The organism is Selenomonas sp., from assembly GCF_057272215.1.
The window spans coordinates 100446-117895 of the sequence record NZ_DBHIUY010000009.1; the positions used below are offsets into that span (position 1 = coordinate 100446).

Genomic DNA, 17450 nt, shown 5'->3' on the forward strand with positions numbered 1-17450 from the left:
GTTGAATCTTGGAACGGCTTACACTCCTTTATGGTATAATGAGGTGTAAGCCGTTTTCTTTCGACTTATCCAGGAGGAAATTTCATGGGAATGAATATGACGGAGAAGATTCTCGCGCGTCATGCAGGACTTTCGCATGTCGAGCCGGGGCAGCTGATTACCTGTCAGCTTGACATGGTGCTCGCGAATGACATTACGGCGCCGCCGTCGATCAAGGAATTCGAGCGCATCGGTCGCCCTGTGTTCGACAACGAGAAGATCGCGCTCGTGCCCGATCACTTCCAGCCGGCGAAGGACATCAAGGCGGCTGGACTTGGCAAGATCGTGCGCGACTTCGCGAGAAAGCATAAGATCAAGAATTACTTTGAGATCGGCCGCGTGGGCATTGAGCATGTCATTCTGCCTGAGTTCGGTCTTGTGGGACCGGGTATGCTGACGATCGGTGCGGATTCGCATACCTGTACGTATGGCGCCTTGAACGGCTTTTCGACGGGCGTCGGCACGACCGATCTCGCCGTCGGCATGGCGACGGGGCGGGCTTGGTTTAAAGTGCCCGAAACGATCGAGGTGCATTTGACGGGCGAGAAGCCTGCCGATGTCAATGGCAAGGACGTGATCTTGACGCTCATCGGCATGATCGGCGTCGACGGCGCGCTCTACAAGTCGCTGGAATTCACAGGCGACGGTGTCGCCGCTCTGACGATGACGGATCGTTTGACGATTGCCAACATGGCGATTGAAGCGGGCGCGAAGAACGGCATTTTCCCCTTTGATGAAAAGACGAAGGAATACGTCGAAGACCGCGTCAAAGGCGCGTATGAGCCTGTGGCATCGGATGCTGATGCGAAGTATTGCCGCACCGTCGAAATCGACCTCTCGTCGCTGCGTCCCGTCGTCGCTTTCCCGCATCTGCCGGGCAACACGAAGCGCGTCATGGATATCGCCGAGCCGATCAAGATCGATCAAGTGGTCATCGGCTCCTGTACGAACGGACGCTTGGAGGATCTTGAGATTTCCGCAGGGCTATTGAAGGGGCGTGAGGTGCATCCCGATGTGCGCTGCATCGTGATTCCGGGCAGTCAGGCGGTTTATCAGGATGCGATGCACCTCGGCTATATCGATGCCTTCATCGATGCGGGCTGTGCCGTCGCTGCGCCGACGTGCGGCCCTTGCCTCGGCGGCTACATGGGTATCTTGACGGCGGGCGAACGCTGCGTTTCTACGACGAACCGCAATTTCCGCGGGCGCATGGGGCATGTCGACAGCGAGGTCTATCTGGCAGGTCCGCATGTGGCGGCTGCGAGCGCCATCTTGGGCAGAATCGCCGCGCCAGAGGAGGTAAAGTGAGATGAGTTTGCAAGGAAAAGTCTGGCGCTACGGCGACAATATCGATACGGACGTCATCATTCCCGCGCGCTATCTGAACAGCTTCGATCCGAAGGAGCTGGCGGAGCACTGCATGGTTGACATTGATGAGAGTTTCGCAAAAAACGTGCAGGAAGGCGACATCATGGTCGGCGGCAAGAACTTCGGCTGCGGCTCGTCGCGCGAGCACGCGCCCGTCGCCATCAAGGCATCGGGCATCCCCGTGATCATCGCGGCAGATTTCGCGCGCATCTTCTATCGCAACGGCATCAACATCGGCTTGCCGCTCCTGGAAATCGGCGATGATGTGGAGAAGATCAGCGCGGGTGATGAGCTGCGCGTCGATACGGAAACGGGAAAGATCGAGAATCTCACGACGGGCGACGTCTTTCAGGCGCATCCTCTGCCGGGATTCGTGCAGGAGATCGCCGAAGCGGGCGGCTTGATCAACTACATCAAGGAAAAGGGGGCGCTCTGATGGCAAAGAAGATTGTGGTGATACCGGGCGACGGCATCGGCAGAGAAATCACGGATGCAGCCGTTGCCGTGCTGAAAAAGACGGCGGAAAAGTTCCATCTGGCGCTCTCCTATGAGGAGCATGATGCGGGCGGCACGGCTTACGACAAGCACGGCACGCCGCTGCCGGAAGCGACGCTCGCCGCCGCGCAGGCGGCAGACGGCGTGCTCTTCGGCGCTGTCGGCGGCGATAAGTGGGATGCCGTAGAGCCTGCTCTGCGCCCGGAAAAAGCGATTTTGGGTCTTCGGAAGGGGCTCGGTCTTTACGCGAACCTGCGTCCCGTGAAGGTCGCTGACGCGCTCGTCGAGTATTCGCCGCTGAAGCCCGAGCTTGTCAAGGGCGCTGACCTCGTCATCGTGCGTGAACTGATCGGCGGCATCTACTTCGGCGAGAAGTGCGAGTCGGAGATCAAGGACGGTCACGAGAGGGCATGGGATCTTGAAAACTATTCCGTGCCCGAAGTCGAGCGCATCGCAAGGCTCGCGTTCGAGACGGCGAAGCTGCGCCGCAGCCATGTCACGAGCGTTGACAAGGCGAACGTGCTCGCGACCTCGCGCCTCTGGCGGCGCACGGTGGCTGAGGTCGCGAAGGACTATGCAGATGTCGAGCTTACGAATCTCTATGTCGACAACTGTGCCATGCAGCTTGCCGTGCGTCCGACACAGTTCGATGTCATCGTCACGGGCAATCTTTTCGGCGACATCCTGTCGGACGAGGCGGCGGTTGTCGGCGGCTCCATCGGCATGATGCCGTCGGCGAGCATCGGCGAAAAGACGAGCCTCTTCGAGCCGATTCACGGCTCTGCACCCGATATTGCGGGCAAGGGCATCGCCAATCCCGTCGGCACGATTCTCTCGGCGGCGATGCTGCTGCGCTATGCGCTCGCCGAAGAAGAAGCGGCGCAGGCGATTGAAAGCGCCGTCGATGCGGCGCTCGCCGATGGCTGGCGCACGGCAGACCTATGGAAGGACGGCTTCAAGAAGGCGAACACTGAGCAGATGGCAGAAGCGGTGCTCACGCATATATAAGCGCGGGCAGGAAAGGAGAGGCTTTGCATGAGAGGCGCGAAAGCAGTTGTCGAATGTCTGAAGGAGCAGGGCGTCGACACGATCTTCGGCTATCCGGGCGGCATGAACCTGCCGCTCTACGATGCGCTTTACGATGAAAAAAATATTCATCAGATCGTCACCTCGCACGAGCAGTGCGCAGCGCACGCCGCCGACGGCTATGCGCGTGCGACAGGCAAGGTCGGCGTCTGTCTTGCGACATCGGGGCCTGGCGCGACGAATCTCGTGACAGGCATCGCCACGGCATTCATGGATTCCATCCCCCTGGTGGCGATCACGGGGCAGGTCGATACGGGACTTCTGGGGCGCGACGCCTTTCAGGAAACGGATATCCTCGGCATCACGATGCCCGTGACGAAGCACAATTTCAAGGTCAAGGACGCGGCGAAACTCATACCGACTCTGCGCGAAGCGTTTGATATCGCGCGCAGCGGCAGGCCCGGACCTGTGCTCGTCGACATTCCGCGAGACCTCTTCTTTGCCGACGTGAAGTACGAAAGCTACATCTATGAGGAGAAGAAGCCCGGAAGGCCCGACGCGGACTTCCTCATCTGTGCGGCGGAGGCGGCGGAAGCGATTCGTCGTGCGAAGAAGCCGATCATCATTGCGGGCGGCGGCGTCGTTTATGCGGGCGCATCGAAGGAGCTTACGACTTTTGCCGAGCGCTACGGCATCCCCGTTGTGCAGACGTTGATGGGACTTGGCTCCATGCCGCGATCGCATCCTTTGTGCGTCGGTTTCGCCGGTATGCATGGGCGCAAGGCGGCGAACAACGCCATTGCCGAATCCGATGTCATCATCGCCGTCGGCAGTCGATTCGGCGACCGCCAGACGGGAAATGTCGTCAAATATATGAAGGGGACAAAATTCATTCACATCGATATTGATCCGGCGGAGATTGATAAGAACATTCCAAGCTCCATCGGTCTTGCGGGCGATATGAAAACGATTCTGCGCCTCTTGATGAAGCCGGAGCCGCTTTCCTGCACCGAGGAATGGCTCAAACATATCCGTCACTGGGACGAAGCGTTCGCCTATGATTACGAAGTCGATACACTGACGGCGCCGTGGGCAATGCATCATGTAGCGCTCGCTACGGCAGGCAAGCCGTACTCGTTTGCGACCGATGTCGGGCAGCATCAGATGTGGGCGGCGCTTCACCTGCGAATCGAAGAGCCGAGATCGTGGCTTACCTCGGGCGGTCTCGGCACGATGGGATTCGGCCTGCCCGCCGCTATGGGGGCGCAGGTCGCCTATGGCAAGAGCCGCCGCGTCATTCATATCGCAGGCGACGGCGGTATGCGCATGACGGGAAACGAGCTGTATACGATCGCAAGGCTTAAGCTGCCTGTGATCTCACTCGTCATGGACAACTCTGCACTCGGCATGATTCGCCAACTGCAAAAGGTCATGTATAAAGAGCGCTATATCGCCTGCGAGCTTGGTCATTCGATGGACTTCGTCGCCTATGCCAACAGCTTCGGCATCACAGCCGAAACTGTGCAGACGCAAGAGGAGTTCGTTCGCGCCTTCGGACGCGCTACACAGGCCGACGAGCCGCGCGTCATCGTGCTAAAACTCGCGAAGAGCTTCGTCGAGCCGATGATCAAAGGCGGCGCCAGGCTCAATGAATTTGTCGAATTTAAGTAGAAGAAGCCTCATCCTGTATGCTGTAAGGGATGAGGCTTCTTTTTATGTTGCTTTGTCTGCATTTTGTCTGCATATCGTATTTGTCTGCATGATTTGAGCGAAAACATCGACGGTTGATTGCTGTAGTTTCTTCGTGTTGTGCGCATAGAGGTCTTCCGTGATACTTACGTTCTTGTGCCCAAGTCGGTGGGCGACACCTTTCGGAGATGCGCCCGCCTCAATCAGGACGGTGGCATGAGTGTGTCGGAAAGAGTGCGCGTTGAGACCTGCTTTGTGTAATGCCTGCATGACTGTAGGGCGGCTGACAGGGCGGCCTTGGGGCGTAGTGCAGACCATCATTTGACGGTTTACATTGGGCGGTGCCAAGGCTTTGGAGTAGATGCGCAGGGTGTGGTCGGGCTGCTGCTCATCAATGATACAGTAAGTTGTTCCCGCGGATGATTCCCATTCAATTTGCTGTTTCTTCCAGCGTTTCAAAAGTTGCACGAGAGTTTCGTCTATAGGGATTTGTCGTAGGCTGGAGGGAGTCTTTGGCGGAGTGAGTATGTTGCCGACATCGCCGAGGTAAGAATATTGGCGACGAACGTTGATCGTATGTTGCTGGAAGCTTATATCATTCCAGCAAAGCCCCAGAACTTCGCCGATGCGCATACCTGTATGATAGAGAAGAACGATGGGGATATGTGCCAGGCTGCCGAAAGGATGCGCTTCTAAGAGCGCGACGTAGGCATCCGGTGTAATGATCGTCCGCTTGACAATTTCACGGGGAGCACCCTTGGGGATTCGGATATAGTTGGTAGGATTGCTTTGGATGAGTGCTGCCGGATAAACGGCATAATCCATAGCTTGATGCAGAAGACGCTTCGCGCTGAGAAGGGAATTGCGGGAAAGACCTGTGCTGGCAAGGCGACGCATATAATTATCGAGAACGGCCGGGGTCAGGTCTTGCAGGCTCATATCTCCAATATAGGGAGTGATTCGCTTACGGATGACGCGCTCGTAGAGATCGAAAGTGGTATTGCGCACGTTGAGCCTGCATACGTTATGCATCCAGTGCTTCAAGAAGTCTGAGAGCGTGATGCGGTCACTCGTCACGCCGATGTTGCCGTGCTTCCAGTCGGTAAATGCAACAGCTCCGGCTGCGTAGGCAGAAGCACGATCTGGGAAGCCGCCTTTTTCGACGACTTTGCGTTTGCCGTTCTGCTTGCCCGCCTCGAATATGTAAGACCATTTTTTACCTCGTTTTCGTGTACGCACTTCTGCCATGATATGACATCCCTTTCATCATATGGATACGTTTCTTCGTCTGCCGTATTGTACGGTAGGTGGCTTTTTGCAGAGCATCCTATCGTGCGCGTGCACGGAATGGTTGAACATTTTGTCGACATCGGCAAAATGTTCAGTCGTAAAGCAAAGTGAAAGTGTCCTTTCCTGCGATTTTTCGAGAAAACTGTCACTTTACTTACGTTTTATCAAGAAAGTGTTAGATTACTTTCAACACCATGAACGCAAGTAATGCACTATACCGGGTAGAAACAGAGTTATGCGATCAAGGTGTTTGTCGGATGCCTTTATATTTTTGCAAGTTTTCACTTTATGGAGCGATCAGTAATTTCTTCGGCATGGATGCGTGCATAATCTTTGACTGCGCTGTACATCAATGCCGCCCTTGAGTCAGGGGCGATATGTTCTGTTCCGGTATTATTTTTTTGACCAAGGATGAATCCATCAGTGTCGCGTAAAATAACCTCTAATCCAGTTATTGTTTGTTCGTTGAGATTGAGCTTATCGTATCTGACTATTTTTTTTACAATTTCTCCGTTGTAAGGTTGCTTTTGAGAAAAGGCGTCATCTAATGCCATATACCACCAGACATAGACGATATTTTTATCTATGCCAAGTTTATCAATTTTACCAAATCGCAAACTTTCTGTATCGAAAAAGACACCTACATTTTCATCCGATGCTACCCATTGCCAGTTCGCCGCAGCCGCGGTGCTGGAAAATGCCAGCAGGAGTAGAGAAATGAGCAAAATAATTTGTTTTTTCAGCATGAGAATCATCGTCCTTTCTTCTTCAGTGCATCGTCCTTGTTCCTTGTTGTTCGTCTTGCATCGAGAGCGATTGAGTAGATTGGCTTAGTGATCTGTTGCACGATTGCCGCGCTATCTCTGTTTCAACTCATCATGGCTAATATGGGGGCGTTTTTCATGGAAGGATTTTCACACATCTAGCAAGCAAATCATGAGGAAGCCCTGTAATATCAGCATATTGATCGAATAGTGCGACGTTCCCATCTGTCGGAGGAGCGATGTAGCGGGCAATATCCTCGATGAACAGGTATCGAAGATAAGAGGAATTAAGAATCCGATAGATGAACAGGAAAACCGCATATAAATCATTGCTGCCTAAACGTGGATAGTTTTGATCCGTTGCAATCAATTCCTGTGGCAACAACGATGTGAGGGTGCTAGGCTTTAGTGTATCTTTTGCATTTCCCCGAAATGTAACGAATTTTAGATTATGCGCAATCAAATTTCGGCACTTTCGGATTAGGTTCAGTCCTGCGATTATGAAATCAATTTTCGCCGATTGGAGAATCGTCGTATCTGGGATGAGTTCATTTGCTATGGCGTTTTTTTGGGGAGACTTCAAGACGCGGAAAAGATTTATGCTACTGCTGAAGGAAATATTCTTGAACAGAATCCACGGCGGTATATGGTTATGATTTTGTTGATAAAATCTCGTTGGTATCGGTGGGTATGTTTGCAGATACACATTCTCAATATCTCGCTTTATATCAGCAAAAACAACCTTCTTGGATGCGTAATTGTAGTTTTTCTTATCAAGATAGTCACTTTGGTGTACACTGAAATTTTCAGCGATGCAATGAGCCAACAGAGATTTGAAATAGTTTTCGATAAACATGATACGCGCAAAAAAGATGTTTTGAAAACCTTTATCGAATAGATGGAAGGTATATAAAAACTCGATGCTGGTACCCGAGCGGTATCGCCCCTTCACCATCAGAACATCTTGATACCCGTTAATGAGGTCATAGTAGGATATTGTTTTTAGTGCGTGTTCTGCAAAGACCGTATCACTGATGATAAGTCCGTAATCATCAATCAAGTGCTGTATCTGCTGTTGGTAGGTTTTGAAGGGTTTGTCGTAAGCCAAATTAAAAGCCTCCAATGCCATAAGCAATGGAGGCTCGCGACCAGCGCCGAACGCTGAAATCCTTTCACTACATTGATTATAGCAACAAATTCTTTTTGTGTCAATTCGGAAGAAGTTGCACTGTGTCTCCGACTGAGATCATACCGCCTTTTGGAATCGCTCGATGCGTCATCATATCCGGATTTACAGGAAGACGTTCCTCTGTGCTGGAGCGCTGAATCATGCTGGCGAGTGGACTTAAAATGGCATGCTCAACGGTACGCAACTGATGGCAAAGTGAAAATTTTGCGTATACAGTCTTTATGGAAACAACCGCCTTGATTGCGTCGAAAGTACCCAGACTTGCACCGGTTTCCTTGTCTATTATCTCGTCGCCCTTTGAGATAATCCGTAGGTGTTGACCCTGCACAGCCCCTTTCTTAAAGCCGTAGTCAATCATGATGTTGTACTCATCGAGAATTTCGATGACCTTGTATTCTTTCATGCGGATCCTCCTTTTCACATATATTTTGGCAGCGTTTCAGCTCTGCAAATTCTTTCGGCACACCACGAGTTCATGGGCACAGACGAAGCGCTGTAGCACATCGCCAAGTTCTATGATATACTGTCACTATCAGACGTCTTACACAGAACTGGAGGTGATAGTTTTGAAAAACATAAAGCCCGTTCCTATGCCTATGTTTGATTCTCTTGAGTAGCTTAGCCAGGTGATCCGTTATGTGATTGCCTGGCTATTTTTTCGATTATGGGCTTAAAATCCATAAGACGCTCGGATTTTATAACGATTCCTAAATTTATTGGTGTAGTAGTCGGTCAGCAATAATAAAATTGTTGTCACTCATGAAAATACTCCTTTTATCTCAGTCGCTCCATTGGGGCGGCGTTTTTGATTGGACTAAGAGGCGGTAGTTTCGTCGGATGAGGTGTTGAATTTACTTGAGCGCTGTTCGTGAAGTGTGTCGAGCAGACCGTCCACCAGCGCGCGCCCGTCATCGTCAAGTGCGCGGTATTTTTGGAGATGGCTGGATTCTTTAGGTGTGAGGGCGGGGAGATTATGGGGAGAAAATTGCAGTGAAGATTCAAATAAATAAGAGTTTTTATCGACCAGTTTTTCTACAGGCACACCAAAAACATTGGCTAAGTTCAGAATGTCGTCTTGATTGATGGAGACAGTATATCCCCGTTCCCAGTTTGATATTACCTGTGCTGATTTATTGATTCGAGTACCGAGTTCTCTCTGCGTGAATCCATTCTCCGTTCGGTAAAATTTTATTCGCTCACTGATGTCCGTTTGATAGGCAAGAGGAGCTGCAGCGTCTCTTTGAGATGGCTGAACGCCAAGAAGATAATCTGTGGAAATATTGAATATGCTTGATAAATCTTTTAACATCGCATAATCAGGTGATGTTTGACCTCGTTCCCATCGCCCTACAGCTTGCTGGGTAACTCCTAGTTTTTTAGCTAAATCTGCTTGTGTTAGGCTTTTGCTTTCACGCAGTTCCTTTAACTTTTCGGAAAAAGCATTTTTTTTAGGCGTATAATTGTCCAATAGGTAGTCGGTAGACACATCGAATAATGCGGCAAGTTTTTTCAGCGTGGTATTATCTGGCTCACGTCGCCCTTGTTCATACATCCCAATGGCACTGGGAGAAATATCGAGTGCTTTTCCGAGATCTGCTTGCGTCATAGATAAAGCTTCTCGTAGCTCTTTTAAGCGTTGCATTTTGGGCGCTAGGACAGTGCCATCATTAGGTGTAGCGGAAAGAGATTCCTCGCCTTCATTATGTAGTAAAGAAGACAAAGACATATTCGTTGCTTTAGCGATTAGTTTCAGTGTTGAAAGACTAGGATTATATCTATCTTTTTCAATATCCCCGATGTAGGAACGAGATAAGCGTGTTTTTTTCGCAAGTTCGACTTGCGTCAATCTAGCAGCCTTTCGCGCCTCTCGAATTTTACTGCCAATACTCATAAAAAAGTCCTTTCGTGTGCGGTCATTCCGTCTTTTGTTCAATTATATAATATTTTTGTCGGAAATACTATTGACATAATGACGGAAATACCGTAGTATATAAATAAAGACGGAAATACAAGTTATATAAGGGGGTGCTTATAGGTGAGAAACATTGAAACCGTCATTAAGAAAGCGAGAAAAAAAGCCGGAATGACACAGTATCAGGTTGCTGATGCAGTAGGTGTTTCGAGAGCATACTATGCAGATGTAGAGCGCGGGCGGTACACGCCAAGCCTCAAGCTACTTTCGCGTCTTTCGGTGCTTCTCAATATTGACCTTAATTTTTTGAAGGAAAATGACGGAAATACAAGCGCTTCTGGGGAATGACGGAAGAGAACATCTTTTGTCAACATCATACCTCGAGGAGGCGATGTAGAAAATGACCAGAATAGCGGCGTCCACGGCGGTCAATCGGTACTATTTAGCCCGCATGGAAGCCGCAAAGAAAAACGACCGTCTCAGCAGCCGCGAGGGTGCGAGTGAGGAGACAGGAATCGACAGGAAACGGATGCAGCGCATCGAGATCGGCACGCTGAATCCGTACCCCGAGGAAGTCATGCTCATGGCGGACGCGTACCATGCGCCGGAGCTGATGAACTTCTACTGCACGAACACCTGTCCCATCGGGCGGAAGATGATGCCCAAGGCGGAACTGCAAGAGCTTGACCGTTTGGCAGTCAAGTTTCTGAATGCGCTTGAGGGCATCAGGGGGACGGACAGGGCGCTGCTCTCTATCGCGGCGGATGGAAAGCTCACGTCGGATGAGCTGCCAGCGATGGAAAAACTGCTGGAAGCTGTCAAAGCAGTTTCGGCGGTAGGATGCGAGTTGCAGATTTTTGTAGAGAAGCAAGGGAGGTGAAGAGAATGGCAAATAAAAAGCCCCTGCTCGGGGCGGGGGCTAGGCTCAGTCGTAATGACCTTTGCAAGCGGCAATATAGATGTTGTCGTCATCGTAGCGGTAGATGAGACGGTCTTTTTCGGTGATGCGTCGGCTCCAATATCCGGCGAAGTCGTGGCGTAGGGCTTCGGGCTTGCCGATTCCTTCGTGACCGTTCCGCTCGATGTCGGAGAGGAGCGCGTCCACCTTACGGGCGATCTTGCGGTCTTCTTTGACCCATTCCATGAAGTCATTCCATGCGGTGCGCGAGAAGATTCTATTCATGGAGCAGCTTCCTCATCTCCGCAGAAGATTTTGTGACGGTGGCAGCGGTTTCCAGTTCATGGATTCCATTCAAGATGTGCTGACGATTGGCGGCGTTTTTCATGAGAAAGAGGTTTTCCATGAGATTGTTGTAGGTGTCCATGCTCATCATGACGAGGTTCTTCTCATTCTTGCGCGTGATGATGATGGTTTCGGCATCGTCTGTCGCTCGGTCGCAGTAAGTTTTCAACTGGCTGCGCAGAGTGGAGTAGTTCACGGCTACCATGCTATCACGTCCTTTCAAGTGAATTGTACCATATATTGTACGGAGAGGAAAGTGAAATTTATGTGTGCTTATGGCAGTTTGGGTTGTCGCTTCTGCCTACAAGATAGTCAAGCGACACGTCGAAGTAGTCGGCAAGAGCAATGAGGTTTCTTAGTGTTGGTTCTTTGGTATCCGTTTCATAGTATTGATACGCACGGAGGGAAAGTCCTATGGCACTGGCAATATCCTTTTGTGTAGCCTGTTTCATTGTTTTTAGTTCCTTTAGACGCTCTGAAAAAATTGACATGTCAAGACCTCCTAAAAAGAGTTGACATGAACTAAAGTGCATGTTAATATAATGCCATAACATGAACTAAAGTGCATGTTAAATTTAGAAAGGGGCGAGGTGAGGTGAATACGAAGCTGAAAGAAACCCGCGAAGCGTCCGGCAAGACGCAGGTGCAGATGGCGCAGGAAGCGCAAATTACGGTACGAGCATATCAAAAGTACGAACACGGCGAGCAGCATCCAAACATTCGGACGGCAATCCGAATCGCAGATGCGTTGGGCGTACAAGACGTGCGTGCCTTGTGGGGCGGCAACCCTGCAAGATAGAGAAAAAGCCCGACGGCAATCGGGCAGGTTCAAGTAAATTTTATCATGGCGACGTGAGTTGCACAAGAGCCAAGACGAGAAAGAGAAGTCGGCTTGAGAGGAGGGATGGAGATGGATGCGGCGATCAATGTCGCGGAGATAGATACTCTCGTAGAGAAAGGTCGTGAGTTGCAGTCGCTCTTAAAGGAGACACCGGGCATTTTGAACTTCTTGCAGCTCATCAAGGAGGCGGGGCAGAACATGGCGGTACTGCCTGCACAGTCGGATGCATTGATCTGCGCAGGTGAGGCGGCGGGCATACTCAAGGTAGATCGCGGGAGCATCTACCGCTATGAAAAGGCGGGGCTGCTCAAGGCGTACTACACGCCCGGTAGTCTGCGAAAGAAGTTCTGGTTGAGTGATGTGAAGGAATTGGCTAGTCCGACACCTTCGGAGATGAGGGAGGCAACATCATGAAGAGCAAGAAGATTCGCGATGCCGTCACGCACATGCAGGAGATCATCGAGCTTTTTTGCGATGCGGATCGGCGCTTGACGCTGACAACAAAAGAGATTGAGCAGTATTGTCCAACCGTCGCCGCCGTTATGGATGCGATGGAGAGCATGAGCTTTGAAGGGAGTGAAGCAATATGAGGATCTATATCGCGCACCCGTATACGGGCGACGAGAAGAAGAATCGCGAGCGCGCCAAGGAGGCTGAGGAACTGTTGCGTAAGGCAACACCTTGGGTATTTTTTTATAATCCTGCTGGGCATGTGAAACCAATTTGGGAGCGTACATCGGTGTATTTCGAGGAACTTTTGAAGTGCAACGGCGTTGTGCTTTGTGGTGATTGGATGCAGAGCGAGGGTTGTCGCCTTGAGGCAAAAATAGCTAAGAAATTAAAAATGCCGCGTTGGTACGGTGTGGACGCTTATGTGAAGATGTGGGCGCAGATAGAAGATGATGCACGAAAGGTGGAATCGGCAATATGAAAAGCGAGTGGCGCGTGACGAGCAACTTGATCGCAGGCGAGAAGTGCTATTCCTGCTATCGTTTGAAGGACGTGGATGCGGTCGATCACAGCGGCAACCGCGAGGAGCTGGGAAGGTGGTTTGGCACGAAGGAAGCGGCGCAGGTGGTCGCCGATCAGATGAATAAGGGGGCATTGGCATGAAGACGGTATGGAATCCGCTCGCGTATATCAGCGACTACGGCTGGGAGTGCATCGTGGGCATCGCTGGGCTGCTCTTTGCGGTGATGGTGCTGGCAGGGTGAAAGGAGAAGAAAATGACGAAATGGGAAGTTTTTAGCCAGCCCAACGTGCTTTCGTTGCCAATGTGTCGAGCGTGCCGCATCGTGGATGGTGCGTTGAAGATAGATAATCATATCACCGGCACGCAAGAAGCGGCGCAGAAGCGTGCGGATGAACTCAATGCGCTAGAGCAAAAGAAAGAGCGCCTTTTCCGGCGGGCAACCAGGAAAGGCGCAGATGAATAACTATCACCGTGATTGTATCACGGGAAAGGATGGAATGCAAATGAAGATTCCAAAACGGCTGCCCAAAGGCTTGGCAGCCAAGCTGAAAGGCGAGCAGGCACGAGGAAACAGGCTGCTCTCGCTGCAGATGTATCGTTTGCGGGGCAAGGCAGGCTTTATGGCGACCTTGACCGATGGGGAGTTTTTCATCATCTCCATCGACGGCGAACTGTTCTATGACTTTGAGACAGGCAAAATCGAGGAAACCGTGAGCCGCCATGTGCGGAGCATCGACATTTACAGAAAGGCGGTGCTTGCATCATGAAAATTCTGCGGCTTGAACTGGAAAACTTCCGTGGGATCAAGAATCTTGCCATCGACTTTGACGGCAAGGACACGGACATCTTCGGTGCGAACGGCACGGGAAAGACCACGGTCGCCAATGCGATCTGCTGGCTCCTCATCGACCGCCCGGCGACCGAAGAGCCGGATTTCGACCCCAAGACGACGGGAGCGCATGGCATCCATCATGTTGCAACCATCGAGATTGAAACGGAGCGCGGCAACCGCATAGCGCTCACTAAGGACTTTTATGAGAAGTGGACGAGAAAGCGCGGCGCCGCTGAGAGCGAGTTCACGGGCAACGTCACGGACTACTTTATCGACGGCGTGCGCGCCAAGAAAAAAGAGTACATTGCCACGATCGAGAGAGCCTGCGGCACGAGCTTGGACAATCTCAAGATGCTCATGGTGCTCGGCTATTTTGCTGATACGATGAGCACCGACGACAAGCGGCGCATCCTCTTTGAAATGGCGGGAGATTTCACCGACGCCGATGTTTTCCAAGAGAATGCAGAGCTGCAAGACCTCGCGCCCTATCTCCTCATGCCGGGCAGCTCGGGCAAAAGCTACACCATCGAACAATGGCAGAAAATCGCCAAAGAGCAGCGGTTGAAACTCAACAAGGATTTGGAGCTTTTGCCGACGCGCATGGACGAGGCGAGTAAGAGCATTCCAGAGGAAGTCGCGGACGAAACCGCCTTGCAGATGGAATTGCAGCGACTGGAAAAAGAGAAAGCCGCCGTCGAAGAAGAGCGGCGTGCCCTTTCGACCGAAGACGGCAAGAAAGATGCCGCTCGCACCGCTGCAGCAAACCTGCGTGTGGAGATGGAAAATGCACGAGCGGCGTACATCAAGGAAGGTATCGAGAAGAATCGCGACATCCACGCCGCCATCGACAAGCTGTCGGGCGAGAAGCGTGTTCTCGCCGAAGAGATTGACACCATCAAGCGCAAGGTGCGTGATGGTGAAGCGCAGAAAGAGCGCATGAAAAATCTGCGGACAGCTCTCATGGAAGAGTACGCCGCCGCTCAAGTGGAGCAGTGGGATGCAGGAAAAGAAACCTGCCCGACCTGCGGACAGACGCTCCCTGCTGAAAAGGTGCAGGAACTGCGTGCCGCCTTTAACGAGCGTAAGGCACAGCAGAAGGAAAGCATCAACCGTCGCGGGCAGGAATGCAGCAAGGTAAAGATTCAAGAGATGGAAGAAACCATCGCCGCACAGACGGCGAACCTCGCGGAGAAAGAAGCAAGTCACGCCGATATGGCAGAGCGCCTGCAAAATCTCCAAGATTCTCTCATCGTGCAGCCGCCGTTTGAAGCGACAGACGAATACACCTTGCTTGCTCAGCGAATCGAAGAGCTGCACGACGTCGAGCGCATCGGTGACAGCGCACAAGACGAGACAGCGCGGCACTACGACGCGAAAGTGCAGGAAATCCAAAAGGCGATTGCAGCGACGAATCTGCGCATTGCAGAGACGAAAACCGCTGCAGAGAGCAAGAAGCGCGTTGCTGATCTGGAAGCGTCGCTCAAGGACACGGCGGCACAGCTTGAGCACATCGAGCACGGCATCCATCTCGCCGAAGAATTTATTCGCACCAAGGCACGCATGGTCACGGAGAGCATCAATGGGCACTTTCGGATGGTGCGTTTCATCCTCTTCCGCGAGCAAATCAACGGCGGCTTGAAAGAAATCTGCGAGCCGACTTTGGAAAACAAGGCGGGCGAATGGGTCGAGTACCGCAGCGCGAACTATGCGGCGCAGGTCAACGCGAAACTCGACATCATCGGCGCACTGAGCAAGCATTACGGCGTGACGTTGCCCATTCTCATGGATCAAGCCGAAAGCGTCACGACGCCACTGGAGACGGACGGGCAGCTGATTCGGCTGATTGTTTCCGCGCCGGACACGGATGCACTGAGAATCAAGATGAAGAACTAAGGAGGAAAACAACATGACACAATCCACCAATCAGGCAGTCGCAACGACCAACACCGCCGCCGTTGAAGCGCCGCAGGAGAACATGAGCGAGCGCTTCATGCAGAAGGTCATTCACGAGTTCTCCGGCAGCGTTGGGGAATTCCAGATCACCGAGTACCAGCGTCAACTCATCCAAGGCTACTTCATCGGCGTTGACCGCGCCTTGAAGACCGCCGAAGCCGAAAGGGTGCGCAAGAATGAGAACAACCGCGACCACAAGTACGACAACGCTGTTCCCGTCACATGGGCGAACGTCAATATGGCAGACCTCGCGCTTGACGTCGTGCATTATGCGCGGCTCGGTCTTGACACGATGCAGGCGAATTTCATCACACCGATCCCGTATCTCAACAAGAAAGCGGGGCGATACGACATCAATCTCATGCTCGGCTACAACGGCATCAAGTACATTGCCGAAAAGTTCGCACTTTGCCCGCCGAAGAGCGTGACCATTGAGCTTGTATACTCAACGGACAACTTCAAGCCGTACAAGAAGGGGCGCGGCAACGACGTGGAATCTTATGATTTCGAGATTACGAATCCCTTCGACCGAGGGAACATCGTCGGCGGTTTCGGCTACATCGAGTACGACGATCCCAAGAAGAACGAACTCGTCCTCATGAGCATGAAAGACATCGAGAAGAGGAAGCCTGAATACGCGAGCGCGAATTTCTGGGGCGGCAAGGCGAACGAGTGGAAGAACGGCAAGAAGATCGAGGTCGACAAAGACGGCTGGCTCGACGAGATGTGCCGCAAGACGCTCATCCGCGAAGTCTACAGCCCCAAGCATATCCTTCTGGATCCGCGCAAGATTGATGAGAGTTATCAGTACATGAAGCAGAGAGAGACAAAGCTGCAAGCGGTGCAGGAAGACATGCAGACCATCATCGACGTGACGGCGAACAGTGTGCCGGTGGAGCAGGCGAAGGAGCTTCCGGCACAGGTGGCAGCGCCGCAGGAGGAGACTCCTGCCGCTATCACGTCGGCGCATCGTCGTGCTGCACTTGCTCCTGCACAGTACGAGATGCCGGGCGAGGATGAACGTGCAAAAATGCCGATCACAGAAGAACCTCCGGCAGAAGAGGCAGCCGCTGACAGCCTCTATGCCGGGATGGCCTTCTGACATGGATATCAAGATTCTCGCGTCCGGGAGCAGCGGCAACGCCTATCGCGTAAGCGACGGCAAAACAAGCCTGCTCCTCGACGCAGGGATCCCGTTCAAGGAGATTCAAAAAGGCTGCGACTTTCGGACGGGCAGTATCAGCGGCTGCCTCGTCACCCATCGCCACGGAGATCACGCCAAGGCGATCCCGAAGATGCTGCAGCGGGGTATGCACGTCTACAGCAATGACGACGTCGCGGCTCTTTACCCGGGCGTGCGGGCGATGAAAGCGCTGCTTGAATATGGCATAGGCACGTTCAGCGTTTTGCCCTTTGCGGTGGAACACGACGTGCTATGCTATGGCTATCAGGTAGATTCCCAGATGACGGGCGAAAAGCTCGTCTACATCACGGACAGCGCTTATGTTAAATACACATTTGCCGGACTGACACATTTGATGGTCGAGGCAAACTACGCGCAGGAGATTATCGTCGATAACGCCAGAAATGAGCGCATCCCGGTCTATCTCGCCGAGCGCGTCATAAAGACACACATGAGCATCGAGACCCTGCTGGGGCTGCTCCGGGCAAACGACATGAGCGCGGTGCGGCAGATCTATCTCCTACATCTCTCCGATGGCAACAGTGACGCAGAAGCGTTCAAACGCCAAGTGCAGCAGGAGACGGGCGCGGAAGTTTACATCGCATAAGGAGGACATCATGGACATCATCATTCGGAAAATCAAGCGAGATGGC

At 52.2% G+C, this 17450-nt stretch carries 24 protein-coding genes; 16 read left to right on the forward strand and 8 right to left on the reverse strand.

All coding sequences use genetic code 11. The features are described 5' to 3' along the window. Positions 1–84: 84 nt before the first annotated feature. Genes leuC through ilvB form a run of 4 tightly spaced genes read left to right on the forward strand, consistent with a single transcriptional unit; the run spans position 85 to position 4599 of the window. On the forward strand, positions 85–1347 hold the full coding sequence (gene leuC / locus ACO5Z0_RS09195; protein ID WP_485650045.1) for a 3-isopropylmalate dehydratase large subunit: 1263 nt from the start codon (positions 85–87) through the stop codon (positions 1345–1347). 1 nt (position 1348) lies between these two features. Then, positions 1349–1843 carry a 3-isopropylmalate dehydratase small subunit gene (locus ACO5Z0_RS09200; protein ID WP_006192243.1) on the forward strand — a complete coding sequence of 165 codons (495 nt, stop codon included), beginning with the start codon at positions 1349–1351 and terminating at the stop codon, positions 1841–1843. After that, positions 1843–2910: a 3-isopropylmalate dehydrogenase gene (leuB, locus tag ACO5Z0_RS09205; protein WP_485650046.1), complete on the forward strand. Its 1068-nt coding sequence runs from the start codon at positions 1843–1845 to the stop codon at positions 2908–2910. The genes ACO5Z0_RS09200 and leuB overlap by 1 nt, the downstream gene beginning before the upstream one ends. Before the next feature lie 27 nt (positions 2911–2937). After that, a complete protein-coding gene (ilvB, locus tag ACO5Z0_RS09210) occupies positions 2938–4599 on the forward strand; it encodes a biosynthetic-type acetolactate synthase large subunit (protein WP_485650047.1) in 1662 nt (553 codons plus the stop codon). 42 nt (positions 4600–4641) lie between these two features. Here ilvB and ACO5Z0_RS09215 read toward each other — a convergent pair whose 3' ends face one another. From ACO5Z0_RS09215 to ACO5Z0_RS09235, 5 genes are all read right to left on the reverse strand, one after another. Further along, a complete protein-coding gene (locus tag ACO5Z0_RS09215) occupies positions 4642–5865 on the reverse strand; it encodes a tyrosine-type recombinase/integrase (protein ID WP_485650048.1) in 1224 nt (407 codons plus the stop codon). A 323-nt stretch (positions 5866–6188) separates the two neighbouring features. Continuing rightward, positions 6189–6662: a hypothetical protein gene (locus ACO5Z0_RS09220; RefSeq protein ID WP_485650049.1), complete on the reverse strand. Its 474-nt coding sequence runs from the start codon at positions 6660–6662 to the stop codon at positions 6189–6191. A gap of 145 nt (positions 6663–6807) precedes the next feature. Beyond that, positions 6808–7779: an Abi family protein gene (locus ACO5Z0_RS09225; protein WP_485650050.1), complete on the reverse strand. Its 972-nt coding sequence runs from the start codon at positions 7777–7779 to the stop codon at positions 6808–6810. A gap of 100 nt (positions 7780–7879) precedes the next feature. Then, positions 7880–8263, reverse strand: a complete 384-nt coding sequence (locus ACO5Z0_RS09230; protein WP_485650051.1) for a hypothetical protein — start codon at positions 8261–8263, stop codon at positions 7880–7882. 411 nt (positions 8264–8674) lie between these two features. Then, the gene (locus tag ACO5Z0_RS09235) at positions 8675–9751 is read right to left on the reverse strand and encodes a helix-turn-helix domain-containing protein (protein WP_485650052.1); all 1077 of its coding nucleotides are present in this window, start codon (positions 9749–9751) and stop codon (positions 8675–8677) included. A 144-nt stretch (positions 9752–9895) separates the two neighbouring features. On the opposite strand from ACO5Z0_RS09235, the gene ACO5Z0_RS09240 reads away from it, so the two are divergent. Further along, on the forward strand, positions 9896–10120 hold the full coding sequence (locus ACO5Z0_RS09240; protein ID WP_485650053.1) for a helix-turn-helix transcriptional regulator: 225 nt from the start codon (positions 9896–9898) through the stop codon (positions 10118–10120). 52 nt (positions 10121–10172) lie between these two features. Then, positions 10173–10652 carry an XRE family transcriptional regulator gene (locus ACO5Z0_RS09245; RefSeq protein ID WP_485650054.1) on the forward strand — a complete coding sequence of 160 codons (480 nt, stop codon included), beginning with the start codon at positions 10173–10175 and terminating at the stop codon, positions 10650–10652. A gap of 45 nt (positions 10653–10697) precedes the next feature. Here the strand turns inward: ACO5Z0_RS09245 and ACO5Z0_RS09250 are convergent, their stop codons facing one another. The 3 genes from ACO5Z0_RS09250 to ACO5Z0_RS09260 are packed head-to-tail and all read right to left on the reverse strand — an operon-like array spanning position 10698 to position 11506. Beyond that, entirely contained in the window at positions 10698–10955 is a 258-nt protein-coding gene (locus tag ACO5Z0_RS09250; protein ID WP_485650055.1) for a Txe/YoeB family addiction module toxin, read from the reverse strand. Then, positions 10948–11220, reverse strand: a complete 273-nt coding sequence (locus ACO5Z0_RS09255; protein WP_485650056.1) for a type II toxin-antitoxin system Phd/YefM family antitoxin — start codon at positions 11218–11220, stop codon at positions 10948–10950. The genes ACO5Z0_RS09250 and ACO5Z0_RS09255 overlap by 8 nt, the downstream gene beginning before the upstream one ends. A 58-nt stretch (positions 11221–11278) precedes the next feature. Then, the gene (locus tag ACO5Z0_RS09260) at positions 11279–11506 is read right to left on the reverse strand and encodes a helix-turn-helix domain-containing protein (protein WP_485650057.1); all 228 of its coding nucleotides are present in this window, start codon (positions 11504–11506) and stop codon (positions 11279–11281) included. A gap of 104 nt (positions 11507–11610) precedes the next feature. Between ACO5Z0_RS09260 and ACO5Z0_RS09265 the strand changes: the two genes are divergently transcribed. From ACO5Z0_RS09265 to ACO5Z0_RS09310, 10 genes are all read left to right on the forward strand, one after another. Further along, positions 11611–11814: a helix-turn-helix transcriptional regulator gene (locus ACO5Z0_RS09265; protein WP_485650058.1), complete on the forward strand. Its 204-nt coding sequence runs from the start codon at positions 11611–11613 to the stop codon at positions 11812–11814. 93 nt (positions 11815–11907) lie between these two features. Beyond that, positions 11908–12270, forward strand: coding sequence for a hypothetical protein (locus ACO5Z0_RS09270; RefSeq protein ID WP_485650059.1), 363 nt, complete (start codon positions 11908–11910; stop codon positions 12268–12270). Beyond that, positions 12267–12446, forward strand: coding sequence for a hypothetical protein (locus tag ACO5Z0_RS09275; RefSeq protein ID WP_485650060.1), 180 nt, complete (start codon positions 12267–12269; stop codon positions 12444–12446). Before ACO5Z0_RS09270 ends, ACO5Z0_RS09275 begins: the two co-directional genes overlap by 4 nt. Further along, a complete protein-coding gene (locus tag ACO5Z0_RS09280) occupies positions 12443–12787 on the forward strand; it encodes a DUF4406 domain-containing protein (RefSeq protein WP_485650061.1) in 345 nt (114 codons plus the stop codon). The genes ACO5Z0_RS09275 and ACO5Z0_RS09280 overlap by 4 nt, the downstream gene beginning before the upstream one ends. Continuing rightward, on the forward strand, positions 12784–12969 hold the full coding sequence (locus ACO5Z0_RS09285) for a hypothetical protein (RefSeq protein WP_485650062.1): 186 nt from the start codon (positions 12784–12786) through the stop codon (positions 12967–12969). Before ACO5Z0_RS09280 ends, ACO5Z0_RS09285 begins: the two co-directional genes overlap by 4 nt. Before the next feature lie 113 nt (positions 12970–13082). Beyond that, the gene (locus ACO5Z0_RS09290) at positions 13083–13292 is read left to right on the forward strand and encodes a hypothetical protein (RefSeq protein WP_485650063.1); all 210 of its coding nucleotides are present in this window, start codon (positions 13083–13085) and stop codon (positions 13290–13292) included. 40 nt (positions 13293–13332) lie between these two features. Continuing rightward, positions 13333–13596, forward strand: a complete 264-nt coding sequence (locus ACO5Z0_RS09295; RefSeq protein ID WP_485650064.1) for a hypothetical protein — start codon at positions 13333–13335, stop codon at positions 13594–13596. Then, a complete protein-coding gene (locus ACO5Z0_RS09300; protein WP_485650065.1) occupies positions 13593–15554 on the forward strand; it encodes a hypothetical protein in 1962 nt (653 codons plus the stop codon). The genes ACO5Z0_RS09295 and ACO5Z0_RS09300 overlap by 4 nt, the downstream gene beginning before the upstream one ends. Positions 15555–15567: 13 nt before the next feature. Continuing rightward, positions 15568–16716, forward strand: a complete 1149-nt coding sequence (locus tag ACO5Z0_RS09305) for a recombinase RecT (protein ID WP_485650066.1) — start codon at positions 15568–15570, stop codon at positions 16714–16716. Between the two features lies 1 nt (position 16717). Then, positions 16718–17404 (forward strand): MBL fold metallo-hydrolase, encoded by a 687-nt coding sequence (locus ACO5Z0_RS09310; RefSeq protein WP_485650067.1) that lies wholly within the window; start codon positions 16718–16720, stop codon positions 17402–17404. Positions 17405–17450: the final 46 nt, after the last annotated feature.

Bases quoted from the DNA above. Each gene is read 5' to 3' on its own strand.
- leuC (WP_485650045.1), top strand. From the start codon at position 85: ATGGGAATGAATATGACGGAGAAGATTCTCGCGCGTCATGCAGGACTT.
- ACO5Z0_RS09200 (WP_006192243.1), top strand. From the start codon at position 1,349: ATGAGTTTGCAAGGAAAAGTCTGGCGCTACGGCGACAATATCGATACG.
- leuB (WP_485650046.1), top strand. From the start codon at position 1,843: ATGGCAAAGAAGATTGTGGTGATACCGGGCGACGGCATCGGCAGAGAA.
- ilvB (WP_485650047.1), top strand. From the start codon at position 2,938: ATGAGAGGCGCGAAAGCAGTTGTCGAATGTCTGAAGGAGCAGGGCGTC.
- ACO5Z0_RS09215 (WP_485650048.1), bottom strand. From the start codon at position 5,865: ATGGCAGAAGTGCGTACACGAAAACGAGGTAAAAAATGGTCTTACATA.
- ACO5Z0_RS09220 (WP_485650049.1), bottom strand. From the start codon at position 6,662: ATGATTCTCATGCTGAAAAAACAAATTATTTTGCTCATTTCTCTACTC.
- ACO5Z0_RS09230 (WP_485650051.1), bottom strand. From the start codon at position 8,263: ATGAAAGAATACAAGGTCATCGAAATTCTCGATGAGTACAACATCATG.
- ACO5Z0_RS09235 (WP_485650052.1), bottom strand. From the start codon at position 9,751: ATGAGTATTGGCAGTAAAATTCGAGAGGCGCGAAAGGCTGCTAGATTG.
- ACO5Z0_RS09245 (WP_485650054.1), top strand. From the start codon at position 10,173: ATGACCAGAATAGCGGCGTCCACGGCGGTCAATCGGTACTATTTAGCC.
- ACO5Z0_RS09250 (WP_485650055.1), bottom strand. From the start codon at position 10,955: ATGAATAGAATCTTCTCGCGCACCGCATGGAATGACTTCATGGAATGG.
- ACO5Z0_RS09255 (WP_485650056.1), bottom strand. From the start codon at position 11,220: ATGGTAGCCGTGAACTACTCCACTCTGCGCAGCCAGTTGAAAACTTAC.
- ACO5Z0_RS09260 (WP_485650057.1), bottom strand. From the start codon at position 11,506: ATGTCAATTTTTTCAGAGCGTCTAAAGGAACTAAAAACAATGAAACAG.
- ACO5Z0_RS09275 (WP_485650060.1), top strand. From the start codon at position 12,267: ATGAAGAGCAAGAAGATTCGCGATGCCGTCACGCACATGCAGGAGATC.
- ACO5Z0_RS09280 (WP_485650061.1), top strand. From the start codon at position 12,443: ATGAGGATCTATATCGCGCACCCGTATACGGGCGACGAGAAGAAGAAT.
- ACO5Z0_RS09285 (WP_485650062.1), top strand. From the start codon at position 12,784: ATGAAAAGCGAGTGGCGCGTGACGAGCAACTTGATCGCAGGCGAGAAG.
- ACO5Z0_RS09290 (WP_485650063.1), top strand. From the start codon at position 13,083: ATGACGAAATGGGAAGTTTTTAGCCAGCCCAACGTGCTTTCGTTGCCA.
- ACO5Z0_RS09295 (WP_485650064.1), top strand. From the start codon at position 13,333: ATGAAGATTCCAAAACGGCTGCCCAAAGGCTTGGCAGCCAAGCTGAAA.
- ACO5Z0_RS09300 (WP_485650065.1), top strand. From the start codon at position 13,593: ATGAAAATTCTGCGGCTTGAACTGGAAAACTTCCGTGGGATCAAGAAT.
- ACO5Z0_RS09305 (WP_485650066.1), top strand. From the start codon at position 15,568: ATGACACAATCCACCAATCAGGCAGTCGCAACGACCAACACCGCCGCC.
- ACO5Z0_RS09310 (WP_485650067.1), top strand. From the start codon at position 16,718: ATGGATATCAAGATTCTCGCGTCCGGGAGCAGCGGCAACGCCTATCGC.